This window comes from Pseudarthrobacter niigatensis (assembly GCF_030812615.1).
Lineage (GTDB): Bacteria > Actinomycetota > Actinomycetes > Actinomycetales > Micrococcaceae > Arthrobacter > Arthrobacter niigatensis.
Map to the genome: position 1 here is coordinate 252,738 of NZ_JAUSTB010000005.1, position 15,236 is coordinate 267,973.

17 protein-coding genes are annotated in these 15,236 nt (G+C 66.3%); 4 read left to right on the forward strand and 13 right to left on the reverse strand.

The window, feature by feature from the left end:
• Nucleotides 1-56 precede the first annotated feature (56 nt).
• Genes ccsB through J2T23_RS10095 form a run of 5 tightly spaced genes read right to left on the reverse strand, consistent with a single transcriptional unit; the run spans nucleotide 57 to nucleotide 4,967 of the window.
• Entirely contained in the window at nucleotides 57-1,145 is a 1,089-nt protein-coding gene (gene ccsB, locus J2T23_RS10075; protein WP_307359600.1) for a c-type cytochrome biogenesis protein CcsB, read from the reverse strand.
• Nucleotides 1,145-2,902: a cytochrome c biogenesis protein ResB gene (gene resB / locus J2T23_RS10080; protein ID WP_307359601.1), complete on the reverse strand. Its 1,758-nt coding sequence runs from the start codon at nucleotides 2,900-2,902 to the stop codon at nucleotides 1,145-1,147. The genes ccsB and resB overlap by 1 nt, the downstream gene beginning before the upstream one ends.
• On the reverse strand, nucleotides 2,902-3,657 hold the full coding sequence (locus J2T23_RS10085) for a cytochrome c biogenesis CcdA family protein (RefSeq protein WP_141182396.1): 756 nt from the start codon (nucleotides 3,655-3,657) through the stop codon (nucleotides 2,902-2,904). Before J2T23_RS10085 ends, resB begins: the two co-directional genes overlap by 1 nt.
• 15 nt (nucleotides 3,658-3,672) lie before the next feature.
• Nucleotides 3,673-4,233 (reverse strand): TlpA family protein disulfide reductase, encoded by a 561-nt coding sequence (locus J2T23_RS10090; RefSeq protein WP_210411397.1) that lies wholly within the window; start codon nucleotides 4,231-4,233, stop codon nucleotides 3,673-3,675.
• A gap of 53 nt (nucleotides 4,234-4,286) precedes the next feature.
• Entirely contained in the window at nucleotides 4,287-4,967 is a 681-nt protein-coding gene (locus J2T23_RS10095; RefSeq protein WP_141159436.1) for a histidine phosphatase family protein, read from the reverse strand.
• Nucleotides 4,968-5,182: 215 nt separating this feature from the next.
• Between J2T23_RS10095 and J2T23_RS10100 the strand changes: the two genes are divergently transcribed.
• The 3 genes from J2T23_RS10100 to J2T23_RS10110 all read left to right on the forward strand — a co-directional run bounded on the left by J2T23_RS10100 (nucleotide 5,183) and on the right by J2T23_RS10110 (nucleotide 6,736).
• Nucleotides 5,183-5,731, forward strand: coding sequence for a YceI family protein (locus tag J2T23_RS10100; protein WP_141159435.1), 549 nt, complete (start codon nucleotides 5,183-5,185; stop codon nucleotides 5,729-5,731).
• Nucleotides 5,732-5,825: 94 nt separating this feature from the next.
• Nucleotides 5,826-5,957 (forward strand): hypothetical protein, encoded by a 132-nt coding sequence (locus tag J2T23_RS10105; RefSeq protein WP_256371469.1) that lies wholly within the window; start codon nucleotides 5,826-5,828, stop codon nucleotides 5,955-5,957.
• On the forward strand, nucleotides 5,954-6,736 hold the full coding sequence (locus tag J2T23_RS10110; RefSeq protein ID WP_141159434.1) for an ABC transporter permease family protein: 783 nt from the start codon (nucleotides 5,954-5,956) through the stop codon (nucleotides 6,734-6,736). Before J2T23_RS10105 ends, J2T23_RS10110 begins: the two co-directional genes overlap by 4 nt.
• Nucleotides 6,737-6,805: 69 nt before the next feature.
• On the opposite strand, the gene J2T23_RS10115 is transcribed toward J2T23_RS10110, so the two are convergent.
• Together J2T23_RS10115 and J2T23_RS10120 are read right to left on the reverse strand one after the other, a co-directional pair.
• Entirely contained in the window at nucleotides 6,806-7,510 is a 705-nt protein-coding gene (locus J2T23_RS10115) for a redox-sensing transcriptional repressor Rex (protein ID WP_141159433.1), read from the reverse strand.
• Between the two features lie 10 nt (nucleotides 7,511-7,520).
• Nucleotides 7,521-7,775, reverse strand: a complete 255-nt coding sequence (locus tag J2T23_RS10120) for a glutaredoxin family protein (protein ID WP_141159432.1) — start codon at nucleotides 7,773-7,775, stop codon at nucleotides 7,521-7,523.
• Nucleotides 7,776-7,853: 78 nt separating this feature from the next.
• Here J2T23_RS10120 and J2T23_RS10125 point away from each other — a divergent pair, with 78 nt between their 5' ends.
• Nucleotides 7,854-8,672 (forward strand): HAD family hydrolase, encoded by an 819-nt coding sequence (locus tag J2T23_RS10125; protein ID WP_141159431.1) that lies wholly within the window; start codon nucleotides 7,854-7,856, stop codon nucleotides 8,670-8,672.
• 60 nt (nucleotides 8,673-8,732) lie between these two features.
• Here J2T23_RS10125 and J2T23_RS10130 read toward each other — a convergent pair whose 3' ends face one another.
• The 6 genes from J2T23_RS10130 to J2T23_RS10155 all read right to left on the reverse strand — a co-directional run bounded on the left by J2T23_RS10130 (nucleotide 8,733) and on the right by J2T23_RS10155 (nucleotide 15,232).
• Complete coding sequence (locus J2T23_RS10130) at nucleotides 8,733-8,831, reverse strand: 30S ribosomal protein bS22 (protein WP_003792170.1); 99 nt, start codon at nucleotides 8,829-8,831, stop codon at nucleotides 8,733-8,735.
• Nucleotides 8,832-8,982: 151 nt separating this feature from the next.
• On the reverse strand, nucleotides 8,983-9,195 hold the full coding sequence (locus tag J2T23_RS10135) for a helix-turn-helix domain-containing protein (protein WP_018761777.1): 213 nt from the start codon (nucleotides 9,193-9,195) through the stop codon (nucleotides 8,983-8,985).
• A gap of 155 nt (nucleotides 9,196-9,350) precedes the next feature.
• Nucleotides 9,351-10,472, reverse strand: coding sequence for a 3-deoxy-7-phosphoheptulonate synthase (locus J2T23_RS10140; RefSeq protein ID WP_307359611.1), 1,122 nt, complete (start codon nucleotides 10,470-10,472; stop codon nucleotides 9,351-9,353).
• A 241-nt stretch (nucleotides 10,473-10,713) separates the two neighbouring features.
• The gene (locus J2T23_RS10145) at nucleotides 10,714-11,727 is read right to left on the reverse strand and encodes an acetylxylan esterase (protein WP_307359615.1); all 1,014 of its coding nucleotides are present in this window, start codon (nucleotides 11,725-11,727) and stop codon (nucleotides 10,714-10,716) included.
• 2 nt (nucleotides 11,728-11,729) lie between these two features.
• A complete protein-coding gene (locus J2T23_RS10150; RefSeq protein ID WP_307359618.1) occupies nucleotides 11,730-13,199 on the reverse strand; it encodes a rhamnulokinase in 1,470 nt (489 codons plus the stop codon).
• On the reverse strand, nucleotides 13,196-15,232 hold the full coding sequence (locus J2T23_RS10155) for a bifunctional aldolase/short-chain dehydrogenase (RefSeq protein ID WP_307359620.1): 2,037 nt from the start codon (nucleotides 15,230-15,232) through the stop codon (nucleotides 13,196-13,198). The genes J2T23_RS10150 and J2T23_RS10155 overlap by 4 nt, the downstream gene beginning before the upstream one ends.
• Nucleotides 15,233-15,236: the final 4 nt, after the last annotated feature.

A 15,236-nucleotide genomic window follows, 5' to 3' on the forward strand; every position in this document is an offset into this window, starting at 1 on the left:
GGGCAGGTGCCGCGTTGTGCGTGGTTTCCCGGTTGCTGCCGGCCGGGAAGGCCCTCCTAGAGGCCGGAGTAGGAGTGGAGCCCGTTGAACAAGGTGTTCACGATGGTGAAGTTGAAGATCACGCAGAAGTAGCCCACGATCGAGAGCCAGGCGGCGCGGGTACCGGTCCAGCCGCGCGTGGCACGCGCGTGCAGGTATCCGGCGTAGACAACCCAGATCACGAACGTCCATACCTCTTTGGTGTCCCAGCCCCAGAACCGGCCCCAGGCCTTTTCGGCCCAGATGGCTCCGAACATGAGAGTGAAGGTCCAGCCAATGAAGGCGATGGCGTTGATCCGGTAGGACAGGTTCTCAAGGCTCAGTGCGGAGGGCACCAGGCGCATGAAACCAAGTTTGTCGGTCCCGCCGGCGGCAACGGTCTTCTGCCGGTGGGACTGGACCAGCTGCAGTGCCGACATCGCGAACGTCAGGGTGAAAAGGGCGGAGGAGAGCACGGCGATGGAAACGTGGATGACCAGCCAGTAGCTCTGCAGGGCGGGAACGAGGTGGCCGACGGGGGTCCAGAAGGCCACCGAGGCGGCCACCATCATGATGATCACCAGGCCCACCACGAAGGTGCCCAGGAAGCGCAGGTCGCGGCGGATGAGCGAGAGCAGGAATACGGCCGCCACCAGGAAGGCGCCGGTGGTGAGGAATTCGTACATGTTGCCCCATGGCACGCGCCCGGCTCCCAGCGCCCTGGTGACCACGCCGGCGGCATGGATCAGGACTGCGAGGGTGGTCAGGGCCACGGCGACCCGCGCCGGAACGCGGCGTTCCGCGGCATACTTCATGTCGCCGCCCGCCGTCACGATGCCTTCCGTTCCTGCGCCGCCGGCCTTGGCAGTGGACGACGACGGGCGCTCGGCACGGTCGGCCGGCCCGCTCAGGCGGCCCCCGGCAGATCCCGTGGCAACGCCGGCTCCCACGGGAACCCTGGCGGCGGTCCCGGCCTGGGCGGCCTTGAGGTCCACGGCGCGCAAAGCTTTGCTGCTCTTGGCCAGGTCCCAGGCGAAGGCAATGAAGGCCACCGTATAGGTGCCCGCCGCCAGCAGCATGAAGAGTTCGCTGTACTGGCCCATGGTTTCGTTGATTCCAAATGGCATTACTGGTCCTTTTTGGGCCCGGTGGGGCCTGCTGGGGTGCTGACGGAGCCTGCGACATTATCGCCTGCCCGGCTGGGAGTTTGCTGGGACGGGGCGGCGCCTGCGGAAGCGGCATCCCCAGGGACCGCCTCGTCAGGCAATTGCCACTCTGCGGCGAAGAGTTTCCGCAGCGCTGCTGCCTCGCCGGCCAGGCGGTGGTCCTCACCGCGGGCCAGGAGCCCGTATTCCACCATGGTGCGGCCGTCGGCGGCGGTGCCGGTGCGTACCCAGACGCGCCGGCGGTTGACGTAGAGCGAGAGGATCAGGCCTGCCACGGCCAGCAGCGCGAAGACAAGGGCGGACAGCTGCCCGGGATTGTGGTGGATGTCCACGCCGATGTACCGCTTGACGCCGTCGAAGCTGATGCTGCCCTTGCCGTCGGGCAGCGTGTAGGTGGAGCCCGGTGCCAGCGTAATGCCGCCGGCAGCCAGGTTCCGGGCGTTAAGCGGGGTCAGGTTCTTGACATCCAGTTCGAAGACGTTCTGCGGGGCACCCTTGTTCAGGCCCAGGTCGCCGTAGTACGAGTTCAGGGTCAGCTGCGGGTTGAACAGCTCGGGGTCGGCGCTGAAGGAGACATTCTTGTCCGTGACGAACGCGGTGGGGAGGAAGAAGCCCACGAAGCCCAGCTGGTCCGGCTGGGCGTCAGGGACCTTGATCACTACGGAGGAGTAGTAGTTCTCGCCCTGCAGCTTTGCGACCACCGGGCCCTGCATGGCCACGTTGCCCGCTCCGTCCCGGATGGTCACCACCGGGGCGTAACCGTTGCCGGTGAGGTAGATGCTGGTGCCTCCCAGGCTCACGGGGTCGTTGACCTTCAGGGTCTCCTGCTTGGGCGGAGCGTCCGGGTTTTCCTTGGTGGTTACCGTGGCGGCAAAGTCGATGGGCTGGCCGAACTTGCCCTTGGATTCACGGTCGAACGTGATGTTGAACTTGTCCAGCTGCAGCGAGTAGGGCTGGAGCTGGCTGGGCTGGAAGTTGGTTCCCGGGTTGAACTGGTCGTAGCCCACCAGGGTGTTCACGAACGTGTCGCCTTCGACCAGGATGCGCTGGCCGCTGTACCCGAACAGGCCGCCGGCTGCCACGGACACCAGGACGCCGATGAGCGAGGTGTGGAAGACCAGGTTGCCCACTTCCTTCATGAAGCCGCGTTCGGCACCCAGGGACGGAAGGGCGCCGTCGGCATCCCTGACCTCCACCCGGTAGCCGCGTTTCCGCAGCACCCGGGCCGCGCCGTTGATGGCGTCCGACGACGGGATGGCCGCACCGGAGGGGATCACCAGGGTGCCGTATTCGGGCAGCCGGGAGAGGCGCTGCGGGGTCCGCGGCGGCTGGGAGCGCATGGCCTTGTAGTGGGCGATGGCGCGGGGTACCACGCAGCCGATCAGGGAGATGAACAGCAGCAGGTAGATCGCCGAGAACCAGGCCGAGGAGTAGACGTCGTAGAGCTGCAGGGAGTCCAGCAGCTTGCCGTAGTCAGGGTGGTCCTTGATGTACTGGGTTACCACCGCCGGGTTTGCCGGGCGTTGCGGGAACAGTGATCCCGGGACCGCGGCGACGGCCAGGAGCAGCAGCAGGAACAGCGCGGTGCGCATGCTGGTCAGCTGGGTCCAGGCCCACCGCAGCATGCCCTTGGGTCCCAGGGCCGGAAGGGCGGCCTGGGCTTTCGCCTCTGCCACAGGGGCGGATTGCTTCTTCTTTACGTTCACACGCTCGCTCATCAGATCGGCAACTTCACGTCGGTTTGGAACCAGTACTGCAGCCCGGTCACCCAGGCACCCCACACCCCGGTGGCCATCAAAATCCCGAGCACCACCAGGATCCCGCCGCCGGTCCGCTGGATGGCCACGCGGTGCTTGCGGAAGAACGCCATGACGCCCATCCCCCGGCGCAGGGCCAGGGCGATCAGCAGGAATGGGATGCCAAGTCCCAGGCTGTAGACAAAGGCCAGGAAAGCACCCTTGGCCGCAGAGGATCCGCCGGAGAGGCTGAGCAGCTGCACTGCGGAGTAGGTGGGGCCGATGCACGGGGCCCAGCCCAGGCCGAAGGTCAGGCCCAGCAGTGGCGCTCCCCAGAGCCCGGCGGGCGGCTTGGCGTGGATCTTCGCGTCACGCTGCAGCCAGCTGAAACCGCCCATGAAGACGATCCCCATGATGATGACCAGGACGCCCAGGAGCTGGGTGATCCAGGCATTCTGGCTGCCCGTAATCAGCGTGCCCAGCTGGCCGAATGCACCGCCCAGCAGGACGAAGATCACGGAGAAGCCCAGGACGAACAACCCAATGCCCGCCAGCATCCGCCCGCGTTTCTGCTTCTGCAGGTCCACGCCGCTCAGGCCGGTCACATAGCCCAGGTATCCGGGAACCAGGGGAAGGACGCACGGCGAAAGGAAGGACACCAGTCCTGCCAGCAGGGCCACCGGAATGGCGAGCAGGAGGGAGCCGCTGAGGATGGCTTCGGCGAAGGGGCTGTTCACGGTCCCGGCCCGTCCCTATTCCGCCACGGCGGCGGTGATGAGGGCTTTCAGGGTGCCCTTCTCGATTTCCCCGAGGACGCGAGAGGCCACGCGGCCCTGCTTGTCCAGCACCAGCGTGGTGGGTACGGCGCCGGGCGGGACCAGGCCCGACACGGAGAGCAGGACGCTGCCGTCCTTGTCGTCAAAGCTGGGGTAGGTCAGGTTGAAGGTCTTCTCGAACGCTTCGGCCGTGGGCTTCTCGTCCCGGAGGTTGACGCCGAAGAACTGCACGCCCTGGTCCTTGAACTCCTGGTGCAGCTCCTCCAGGAGCGGCGCCTCCACGCGGCACGGCGCGCAGGCGGCGAACCAGAAGTTCAGGACGCTGACCTTGCCCTGGAAGTCTGCGGGGGTCACGGCGGCGCCGCTGAAAAGCGCTCCCTGGATCTGCACGGCTTCCTTGCGGTCCCCGGCGGCGAACTCGGTTACGGAGCCGTCGCCGGCAACATAGTTCTTGTTGTCACCGGCCTTGGCCTGCTTGGCCAGGGCATCCTCCTGGGCGCAGCCGGACAGGCCAAGGGTCAGCGCGGTCAGGGCCATGCCGCCTGCCGAGAGCAGGCTCCGGCGCGAGGGAAGGTTGTTGTTGCTCACTGCTAGGCTCCAGGGGTGCTGGCGGCACCGGGAAGAAGGGACGCCGCAGGCTCGCTGTACTCGACCCGCAAAAGCGAGCCGTCGTCGTCGAAAACCAGGGACGTAAGGGATGTCAGGGTGCACTCGCGCTTGCGCGGGTCGTGCCACAGCGGCCGGCCCTCCGCACTCAGCCGTGCCGCCCAGATTGGAAGCTGGTGGCTGACGAGGATGGCCTCGGGGCCAGCGGCACCAAAGTCGCCGCCGGCCAGTTCGATGGCGCGCAGCCGTGCGTCCTGCACCGCAGCCGCCACTCTTGCCGCCTGCTCCTTGTACGGTTCGCCCCACGACGGGCGCAGCGGGTTGACCAGGCGAGGCCAGTGCTTTGGCCGGCGGAGTTCAGCCTTGGTGACCTTCATGCCCTCAAAGTAGTTTTCCGCTTCTATGATGCGCTGGTCGGTGTGGATCTGCAGGCGCAGCGCTTCCGACGTCGGCCGCGCGGTTTCCTGCGCACGGTCAAGCGGTGAGGCGGCCAGGTAGGTAATCCGGGCGCCGCGCTCGGCGCGCTGCCGGAAGTGCTCGGCCAGGGTCCGGGCCATCTCCTGCCCCAGCTCGGAGAGGTGGAATTCCGGGAGCCGTCCATAGAGAACGCCGTCGGGATTGTGGACCTCGCCGTGGCGGAGCAGATGGACAGTGGCTTGGGGCATGTTTACCAGTTTCTCAAAGATGGCGTGCGATCCGAAATCTCCGGGACGCGCTTTCTACAAAGAGTAGAACTTAAGTTTCTGAAGAAATGTTCCGAAAGCTGGAACAAAACATGCAAACGCATGTTTATACTGGATGCAGCAAGATAGTTGAGGCTTCAACCGATGAAGATTCAACCGCAGGACCACAGCAGGCATTCACACCAAGGAGCAACATCATGGCACTTCCCGCAGACGTCACCACCGGCACCTGGACCCTGGACAACTCCCACAGCGAGATCGGCTTCACCGTCCGGCACGCCGGCATCAGCAAGGTCCGCGGCCAGTTCAAGGAAGCCGAGGCCACCCTGAGCCTCGCCGAGAACGTGGCCGACTCCAAGGTCAACGCCACCATCAAGACCGCCAGCTTCGACTCCGGCGACGCCAACCGCGACGGCCACGTCCGCGGCGAAGACTTCTTCGACGTCGAGAAGTTTCCGGAGATCTCCTTCGTTTCCAACGCGATCGTCCCCAAGGGCGACGCCTACGAGCTCCAGGGCGACCTCACCATCAAGGGTGTCACCCGCCCCGTGGCCCTCGAGACCGAGCTCCACGGCGTGGCCGTCGATCCGTTCGGCAACACCCGCGCCGGCCTGACCGCCGAGACCACCATCAGCCGCAAGGACTTCGGCCTGACCTGGAACGCCGTCCTCGAAGCCGGCGGCGTCCTGGTCAGCGACAAGGTTGCCATCAACCTGGAACTTGCCTTCATCGCCCCCGCAGCATAACTTCCCCATCCGGCGCACCCCGGCACCAGGCCTTTCCCGGCCCGGCGCCGGGGTGCGCTGTTTAAAGGCGCCGTTCCAGGTCACAGTTCTGTGCGTGAATACCGCCCGCATCACCCACATCTCCGCCGCCGGGGGTACGGTGGAGCTAAGCCATGCTGGGGGGAAGGCTGAGGACCGAATCCCGGCAGCCCACCTGGATCCCGACCTGCAGAAGGAACGCCCATGAGTACTCCTCCCGTCCCGCCTCCCGCGCCCCAAGACCCCTATTCCGGCAATGACCAGTCCGGCAGCCAGCAGCCCGGACCCGAGCAGCCGCGCTACGGCCAAAACGCGCCCCAGTACGGCCAGAACGCACCGCAGTACGGCCAGAACCAGCCCCAATACGGCTCGCAGCCCCCGGCAGCACCGCAGTACGGCCAGAATGCGCCGCAGTACGGTTCCCCATATGGCCAGAATGCTCCCCAGTACGGGCAGTCGCCCTATGGCCAGTCCCCGTACGGCCAATACCCCTCGGAGCAGCCCCAGCCGGCGGGAAGCAACGGCATCCCGCAACTGGTGAACATCTCGTTCTGGCTGCTGATCGCGTCCGCGGTGATCTTTGTCGTTTCCGTGCTCGCCGGCCTCACCCAGCTCGATGACCCACAGTTCCGTCAGGCTTTTGAGCAGCAGGTGAAAGCCAGCGGAGCGGCCGTTACGTATGACGACATCAAGAGCGTCATCGCCGGCACGCTGGTGGTCTTCGCGATCATCGGCGTCGCGCTCTACCTGCTGGTGGCATTCTTTGTCCGCAAGGGCAAAAACTGGGCACGCATCCTCGGAACCGTGTTTGCAGCGCTCTCCGTTTTGGGCCTGTTCGGGGTCCCCACCTTCGGAACGCTCGGGACGGTCCTGGGCATCGCCGCCATTGTCCTGCTCTACCTCCCGGCCGCTGCCCCGTACTTCCGGAAACAGCAGCCGTTCGCCAACCCCTATTCCGGCGGCTTCGGCAACCCTTACGGGCGGTAACGCCTACGGCAGAACGCAGCGGTGGCCCGGGATGTCCAGCATCCCGGGCCACCGCTTTTAAACCTGGGCTCAGGCCGGCTGTCCCGGCGCCTGCGCCCGTTGGGCGTGATAGGCCAGGATCTGGAGCTCGGTGGCCATGTCCACTTTGCGGAGGTTCACTCCTTCAGGGACCTGCAGCATGACGGGAGCGAAGCTGAGCACGCTGTGCACACCGGCCGCCACCACCCGGTCGCAGATGCCCTGGGCCACCGCGGCGGGAAGTGCCAGCACCACCATGTTGGCCCCGGTGCGGTGGAGGACGGTCTCGAGGTCTGCCACGTCGCTGACCCGCAGCCATCCCACCTCGTTGCCCACCACCATCTGGTCCGCGTCGAAAATGGCCACCACGTCGAAGCCCCGCGATTCGAAGCCGCCGTAGCGCGCCAGTGCTTTGCCCAGGTTTCCGGCTCCGACGATGGCCACTTTCCAGTCATGGGTCAGCCCCAGGGCCGCAGCGATGTGGCGGCTCAGGTACTGCACCTCATAGCCCACTCCCCTGGTCCCGTAGGACCCCACATGGGACAGGTCCTTGCGCAGCGTGGAGGAACTGACGCCGGAGGCTTCCGCGAGCGATTCCGACGAAACACGCTCAACCCCCTCGGCCAGCAGCGTATTCAGGGCACGCAGGTATAGCGTCAACCGGGCCACGGCGGCGGGAGGAATCTGCTTGGCCGGTGAGCCCGCGGCATCCGGCACGTCCGGCACAGGCTGGGGGGTTGAATCCAAGGACGTCATTCGCATCCCCCTACTTGGCCATGGCGCGCCGCAGGACGCGTTCCAGCCGGGCTTCGTCGATTTTCCAAAAGTCGCGCTGCACCCCGTCCACCAGGACCACGGGAATCTCTTCTGCGTAGCGCTCGCGCAGTTCGGGCTGGTTGTCCACCAGCTCTTCGCGCCATTCAAGGCCCAACGCGGAAGTGACCCGGCCGACGGCGTCGCGCGCCTCTTCGCAGAGGTGGCACTCAGCTTTGGTGACCAGGACGACGCGGGGGGTAGCCATGGCTTAACGGTATCGCCGTTCGCGCCGTGCAGTTGACGCCGACCGCGCCGGCCATGTGGATTGACTAGACTCAAGTCCATGCCCGAGGAGAAATACGTTGCCGTCGTTACACGGCCGGTTGCTGCCCCGCAGCCCGGTGAGGCGGCGTTTTTCGACGTGGACAATACCTTGATGCGCGGTGCCAGCCTCTTCCATGTGGCCCGCAAGATGCACCAGCGGGGGGCGTTTACGCTCACTGAGGCTGCCGGGTTCGCGTGGAAGCAGTTCAAGTTCGTGGCGCGCGGGGAAAACATCGACGACGTCCATGCGGTCCGCGATTCGGCCCTGACACTCGCTGCCGGCATCACGGTTGACGACATCAAGGCGCTGGGCGAAGAGGTCTACGACGAGATGATCGCGTCGCGGATCTGGCCAGGTGCCAAGGCGTTGGCTGAACAGCACCTCCGGGTGGGCCGCCGCGTCTGGCTCGTAACGGCCACGCCCATCGAAGTGGCCACGGTGATCTCCACCCGGCTGGGGCTGACGGGGGCCTTGGGCACGGTGGGGGAAGTGTCGGACGGTATGTACACCGGACGCCTGGTGGGAGACATCCTCCACGGTTCGGCCAAGGCGGTAGCCGTGCAGGCCATCGCGGACCAGGAGGACCTGGACCTCAAGCGCTGCTGGGCGTACAGCGATTCCTACAACGACGTTCCGCTACTTTCGCTGGTGGGCCACCCGGTTGCCATCAACCCGGACGCGAAGCTCCGCCGCCACGCCCGCGACCGGAACTGGCCGGTCTACGATTTCCGCGCCGGCCGCCGCGCCGCCACCCTTGGCCTCAAGGCAGCAACCTTCGGCGGCGCCATCTACGGCCTCTGGAAAGGCTTCGCCCGCATCCGCGGCCCCCGGGCGTAGCCAAAAAAATGCCCGCCGCCTTGGAGGGCGACGGGCATCTTCACGCTGTTCGAAGTATTGCTACTTCTTGTTGCGGCGCTGGTGACGAGTCTTGCGAAGCAGCTTGCGGTGCTTCTTCTTGGCCATACGCTTGCGACGCTTCTTGATAACTGAACCCACGAAAGTTCCTTACAAACTAGATGCAGTACCTGCCTGATGGGAAATGTCCGTGGACAAAGCTACGAACTGAACAACTGACAGATTCTTACAATGACGTAAAACGTTCCTTAACAGGGTACCGCTTATCGGGAGCGGCTCAGGACAGGCCGCCTCAGGCGGTCTCGCTGTGGCCGTCCACAACAGCGCCCTTAAGGTACTGTTCGACGGCGTTTTCGGGGACCCGGTAGGAGCGGCCGAAGCGCACCGCCGGCATTTCGCCGGAGTGGACCAGGCGGTAAACAGTCATTTTGGAGACGCGCATGACCTCGGCCACTTCAGCCACGGTCAGGAACTTCGCGTTGGAGAAGTTCTGTTCTGCCGACATTTCCCTATTTTCCTTTGCTGACGGATGGACAACAGTGACCCCAGGTACGTGCCAATGCGGTGTTCCGATGCTGAGCCATCCACCAACCACCTAAGAAGATACTCTAGATGTTCATGTGGCAGATGTGAAAGTAGTGGCCTCCCCTATTTCGCCCCCTAATTCTGCTGCCGCCGCTTCCGCGCCGACGCTGCCAGCTGCTCCAGGACCGAAGCCGAGACATCCCAGTCCATGCAGGCGTCCGTCACGCTCTGGCCGTAGACCAGCGTGGAGCGCCCCGCCGCGTGCTCTGCAACGTCCAGGTTCTGGGCTCCGCCCACCAGGAAGCTTTCCAGCATGACGCCGGCAACGGCCCGGGCTGCCACTCCCCCCTCTTCAAGCTGGGCACCGATCTCCAGCGCGACCTCCGCCTGCCGGTGGTGGCTCTTGCCGCTGTTGGCGTGGCTGGCGTCAACGATCAGGCGGGGATTGAGCCCCTTGCCTGCCAATTCGGTGGAGGCCCGTTCCACCTCGGCCGCGGAGTAGTTGGGCCCCTTCCGGCCACCGCGGAGGATGACGTGGGTGTCGGGGTTTCCTGCCGTTGCCACCAGCGCTGCCCGGCCCTCGCCGTCGATCCCCAGGAACGCCTGCGCCGCCGCGGCGGCACCGCAGGCATCGATGGCAACCTGCAGGCCGCCGTCGGTCCCGTTCTTGAACCCGATGGGCATGGAAAGCCCGGACGCCAGCTGCCGGTGGATCTGGCTCTCCGTGGTACGCGCACCGATGGCGCCCCACGAGATCAGGTCAGCCATGTACTGGGGGCTGATCGGTTCCAGGAATTCAGTGGCGGTGGGCAGGCCCAGCGCGGTGACCTGCTGCAGGAACTGCCGGGCCGTGCGGAGGCCGGTGACCATGTCGTGGCTGCCGTCCAGCCGGGGATCGTTGATCAGGCCCTTCCAGCCCACCGTGGTACGCGGCTTCTCGAAGTAGGTCCGCATGACAATCAGCAGGTCTTCCTTGTGCTTCTCGGCCTGGCTGACCAGCCGCCGCGCGTACTCGAGGCCGGCCTTGGGGTCGTGGATGGAGCAGGGGCCTACGATGACCAGCAGGCGGTCGTCCACGCCGTCCATGATGGCGCGCACCTCATCGCGGCCGCGTTCGACGACGGCAGCGGCCCGGGCGTCCAGTGGCAGTTTGGTGAGGAGTGCCGACGGGGTGGGCAGCGGGGTGAATTCGCTGACGCGCAGGTTCGAGGTGGACTTGGTGTCGCTGGCCGGGGCTGCTGCTGTTGCGGTGCTCATGTTCGGGGTCCTGTTCCAGATGGGAAGCGGGCCCGGATTTCAGAACCCGCCGGAGAAACGGCGAAGGGCAGAGAATGATCTCTGCCCTGTTGGCTCTGAAGGAAGTTGGATGCGTGTCAGTTAGACGCGGGCTCCTCCAGAGCCAACGAAAAATACGCATACCAACGGTTAGTCATGGGAAAGACCATAAGCCCGGCCGCCCGCCGCCGCAAAATCTGTGTCCGTCACATTCCCGCGCCGCCTACCCCAGCAGCTTGCGCAGGAACTGCAGCTGCCGGATCCAGTGGTGTTCCTGGCCGCCTTCGTGGTTGTTGAACCGGTACACCTCCATCTCCTTACCGGGATTGCCGCCCGATGCTGCCGCTGATCCATAGGCGTTGAAGCTGGCGAAAACCGTCGACGGCGGGCAGATGTCGTCCATCTGGGCAGCGGAGTACAGCGCCGGAACGGAGGCCCAGGCGGCCAAATTGACGCCGTCGAAATAGTTGAGGACCTCCATGGCGGCGTCGTACCGGTCCCGGTGCCGGGCGAGGAACTGGGCTATCTCCGGGTACGGGCCGCGCGGGGTGATGTCGATGGCGCGGGGGAAGTCCTGGAGGAAGGGGACGTCGGGCAGCGCGGCGATGACGCCGTCGAGCCGTCCCGCGGTGAGCCCCGCCGTGGCCACCACCAGGCCGCCACCCTGGCTGACACCGGCCAGCACCACTTTGGCAGGATCGACGGTGGGGTGGGCCTGGGCGGCCTCCACCGCGCGGAAGGCGTCCACGTAGACACGGCGGTAGTAGTAATCCTCCCGGCTCGAGATGCCTCTCGTCATCAGGCCAGCATGCGCCACGTCGCCCGCGGACGGATGCGGATCAGCCGTATCACCCACCAGGCCGCCGTACCCCTGGCCGCGGGTGTCCATAATGAAGTGCGCGTACCCGGCCTGCGCCCAGCGCGTGTCCTGGTTGACCAGGCCACGGCCGCCGGAATAGCCAATGTAGGTCACTACCACCGGCAGCCGGGCGCCTGCCTCCCGGTTGGCCGGCAGGTGCAGCCAACCTTTGATGGGCGCGCCGCCAAAGCCGGAGAACGTGGCGTCGAAGGTGTCGATCACGGTCAGGTAGTTCTCCACCGGTTCGAAAGTGGCGTCCAGTGGATGCGCCCGCGCTTCCCCCACCGTGGCATCCCAAAACGCCTGGAGGTCCTCCGGTGGCGTGACCCCCGAAGTGTAGCTGCGCAGCTGGGCGAGGGGGAGGTCGAAAAGGGGCATTCCTAATTCACGCATCCCTGGCGCGCAGCGACAAGTGGTTGGTACCGGTCAAGGCTGGTCCCGGTGGCGACGATCCGGCGGAGCTCGGCCAGTCCGCCGGCAACGGCCCCGGCGGCCCGGGCCTGGACCAGCACGTTGCCCAGGGCGGTGGCTTCGACCGGCCCGGCGACGACGGGACGTCCGGTGGCGTTGGCCGTGAGCTGGCAAAGCAGGGCGTTCTGGGAGCCGCCGCCCACCACGTGCACCACGTCCACGGAACGGCCGGCGAGGCGTTCCGCAGCAGTGATGGTCCTGGCGTAGCCGGCCGCAAGGCTGTCCATGATGCAGCGGGTGATGGCTGCCGGATCGCTGGACAGGACATCGCCGGTGCGCCGGACTGCCGCACGGATGCGCTCCGGCATGTTGTCCGGGGCGATGAAGTACGGATCGTCGGCGTTGATCTGGGGGCCGCCGGCGGGCAAAGCGGCGGCCGCGGCCAGCAGGGCCGTGAGGTCGGGTTTGAACCCTTCCGCTGCCCAGGTGCGCTGGCATTCGCTCAGCAGCCACAGTCCGCCCACGTTCCGCAGGTAGCGGGTGGTGCCGTCCACGCCGCGTTCATTGGTGAAGTTCGCTTCCCGGCTGGCCTCGGTCAGGACCGGATGTTTCAGTTCCAGCCCCACCAGCGACCACGTGCCTGAGGAGATGTAGGCAAAGTTTTCGCCCTGTGCGGGGACTGCGGCGACGGCGGACGCGGTGTCGTGGGAGCCGACGGCCACAACTTTCGTGACCTGCGGAAGCCCCACCTGAGCGGCGATCTCCGGCAGCAGGGTACCGACAGTTTCACCGGGCTGGATCAGGGGTGGGAACAGGTCCTTCCGCAAGCCCAGCGCCGTGAAGAATTCGGTGGCCCACTCCCCTGCCACGGCGTCGAACAGCCCGGTGGTGGAGGCGTTGGTGGCCTCTGTCCGCCGCACGCCGGTGAGCCGGAAGGCGATCAGGTCCGGGATGAGGAGTGCCTGCAGCCCGTCCAGGCCGCGTTCGGTGGCCAGCTGGTAGATGGTGTTGAACTGCAGGAACTGCAGGCCTGAGGTCTGGTACAGCCGGCTCGGGTCCAGCTTGGCATGCACGGGCGCGACGGCGGCCCGGCTGCGGTCGTCCCGGTAGCTGAAGGGCTGGGCCACGAGCTCGCCGGCCTTGTTGACCAGTCCGTAGTCCACGGCCCAGGTGTCGATGCCAATACTGGCAATCGTTTCGCCCTGCGCCGAGGCCACGGTGGCCGCGGTCCGAAGGCCGGCAAGGACTTCCGTGAACAGGGCGTCGAAGTCCCAGCGGAGGCCGCCGTCGTGCTCCACCACGCCGTTGGGAAAGCGGTGGACGGTCTGCAGCGATACTCCGCTCCCGCTGGCGCGGCCAAGGATCACGCGGCCGGAGGAGGCGCCGATGTCGACGGCGGCGAACACGCCGCCGTCGACACCGTTCGAAGACGTGCTCACCGAAGGAAGGCCGCCGCCACCCCGGCGTCCACGGGGATGTGCAGGCCGGTGGTGTGGGACAGTTCGTTGCTGGTGAGCACGGCGGCGGCGTTGGCCACGTGCTCGGGCAGGACCTCGCGCTTGAGAAGGGTGCGCTGGGCGTAGTATTCGCCCAGTTTCTCCTCGTCCACGCCGTAGACCGCGGCGCGTTTGGCGCCCCAGCCGCCGGCGAAGATCCCGGAGCCGCGGACCACGCCGTCGGGGTTAATGCCGTTGACGCGGATGCCGTGCTCGCCCAGTTCAGCCGCGAGGAGCCGCACCTGGTGGGCCTGGTCTGCCTTGGTGGCGGAGTAGGCGATGTTGTTGGGGCCGGCGAACACGGAGTTCTTGGAGGAGATGTAGATGATGTCCCCGCCCATGCCCTGGGCGATCATCACCTTCGCGGCTGCCTTGGCCACCAGGAACGAGCCCTTGGCCATGACGTTGTGCTGCAGGTCCCAGTCCTTTTCGGTGGTTTCCAGCAGCGGCTTGGAAATGGACAGGCCGGCGTTGTTGGCCACCAGGTCCACGCCGCCGAACGCCAGGACGGCGGCGTCGATCGCGGCGGCGACCTGTGCTTCGTCGGTAACGTCCGCCTGGACACCGATGGCGACGTCGGCACCGCCCAGTTCCTCGGCGACCTTTTGTGCGTTTTCAAGGTTCAGGTCGGCAATGACGACGCACGCGCCGTCGGACGCCAACCGCGTGGCGATGGCCTTGCCGATGCCGGATGCCGCGCCGGTCACCAGCGCGATGCGGGTGGCGTGCGACTTGGGCTTGGGCATGCGGGCCAGCTTGGCTTCCTCCAGTGCCCAGTACTCGATCCGGAACTTCTCGGATTCCTCGATGGGTGCGTAGGTGGAGATGGCCTCGGCGCCGCGCATGACGTTGATGGCGTTGATGTAGAACTCGCCGGCAACCCGGGCGGTCTGCTTGTTCGCCCCGAAGGAGAACATGCCCACGCCGGGGACCAGCACGATCGCAGGGTCCGCGCCGCGCAGGGCAGGGCTGCCAGCATCTGCGTGGCGGTCGTAGTAGGCCTGGTAGTCCTCCCGATAGTCCGCATGCAGCTCGTGCAGCCGGGCGATCGAGTCCTCCACACTGGCGTCCGCGGGCAGGTCCAGGATCAGTGGCTTGACCTTGGTGCGCAGGAAGTGGTCCGGGCAGGAGGTGCCCAGGGCGCCCAGGCGCGGGTGTTCGGCGGCTTCGAGGAAGTCCAGGACGACGGCGTCATCGCTGAAGTGCCCCAGCTGCGGCTTGTCCGTGGAGGCCAGGCCGCGGATCACCGGTGCCAGGGCGGCGGCTTTGGCGCGGCGCTCGGCCTCGGGAAGGGCTGCGTACCCGGGCAGCTTGGGGCCGAAGGGGTCCGCCTTGCCGTTCTCCGCGATGTACTTTTCGGCCTGGTCGATGATCCACAGGGAGTGGGCTTCGGCTTCTTCGCTGGTGGCTCCCCAGGCGGTGATGCCGTGGCCGCCCAGGATGGTGCCGATGGCCTGCGGGTTGGCGTCCTTGATCGCGGCGATGTCCAGGCCCAGCTGGAACCCCGGACGGCGCCACGGCACCCACACCACCTTGTCACCGAAAATCTTGGTGGTGAGCGCGTCACCGTCCACCGCCGTCGCGATGGCGATGCCGGAGTCCGGGTGCAGGTGGTCAACGTGCGCGGCCTCCACCAAACCATGCATCGCCGTATCGATCGAAGGCGCTGCGCCGCCCTTGCCGTGCAGACAGTAATCGAACGCAGCCACCATCTCATCCTCGTGCTCGACGCCGGGGTAGACCTTCTTCAGCGCGGTCAGCCGGTCCAGGCGCAGCACCGCAAGGTTCTGCTCCTTCAGCGTGCCCAGATCGCCACCGGACCCCTTCACCCACAGCAGCTGGACGTCCTCACCCGTGACGGGGTCCGTTGCGGTGCCCTTGGCCGAGGTGTTGCCGCCGGCGAAGTTGGTGTTCCGCTTGTCCGCGCCGAGGCGGTTGGAGCGGGAAATCAGCTCTTGAACAGTTTTGTTCGTCATCACG

Excerpts from the sequence above, each read along its gene's own strand:
- ccsB (WP_307359600.1), bottom strand. The coding sequence starts at position 1,145 with ATGCCATTTGGAATCAACGAAACCATGGGCCAGTACAGCGAACTCTTC.
- resB (WP_307359601.1), bottom strand. The coding sequence starts at position 2,902 with ATGAGCGAGCGTGTGAACGTAAAGAAGAAGCAATCCGCCCCTGTGGCA.
- J2T23_RS10090 (WP_210411397.1), bottom strand. The coding sequence starts at position 4,233 with ATGGCCCTGACCGCGCTGACCCTTGGCCTGTCCGGCTGCGCCCAGGAG.
- J2T23_RS10095 (WP_141159436.1), bottom strand. The coding sequence starts at position 4,967 with ATGCCCCAAGCCACTGTCCATCTGCTCCGCCACGGCGAGGTCCACAAT.
- J2T23_RS10100 (WP_141159435.1), top strand. The coding sequence starts at position 5,183 with ATGGCACTTCCCGCAGACGTCACCACCGGCACCTGGACCCTGGACAAC.
- J2T23_RS10110 (WP_141159434.1), top strand. The coding sequence starts at position 5,954 with ATGAGTACTCCTCCCGTCCCGCCTCCCGCGCCCCAAGACCCCTATTCC.
- J2T23_RS10115 (WP_141159433.1), bottom strand. The coding sequence starts at position 7,510 with ATGACGTCCTTGGATTCAACCCCCCAGCCTGTGCCGGACGTGCCGGAT.
- J2T23_RS10120 (WP_141159432.1), bottom strand. The coding sequence starts at position 7,775 with ATGGCTACCCCCCGCGTCGTCCTGGTCACCAAAGCTGAGTGCCACCTC.
- J2T23_RS10125 (WP_141159431.1), top strand. The coding sequence starts at position 7,854 with ATGCCCGAGGAGAAATACGTTGCCGTCGTTACACGGCCGGTTGCTGCC.
- J2T23_RS10135 (WP_018761777.1), bottom strand. The coding sequence starts at position 9,195 with ATGTCGGCAGAACAGAACTTCTCCAACGCGAAGTTCCTGACCGTGGCT.
- J2T23_RS10140 (WP_307359611.1), bottom strand. The coding sequence starts at position 10,472 with ATGAGCACCGCAACAGCAGCAGCCCCGGCCAGCGACACCAAGTCCACC.
- J2T23_RS10145 (WP_307359615.1), bottom strand. The coding sequence starts at position 11,727 with ATGCCCCTTTTCGACCTCCCCCTCGCCCAGCTGCGCAGCTACACTTCG.
- J2T23_RS10155 (WP_307359620.1), bottom strand. The coding sequence starts at position 15,232 with ATGACGAACAAAACTGTTCAAGAGCTGATTTCCCGCTCCAACCGCCTC.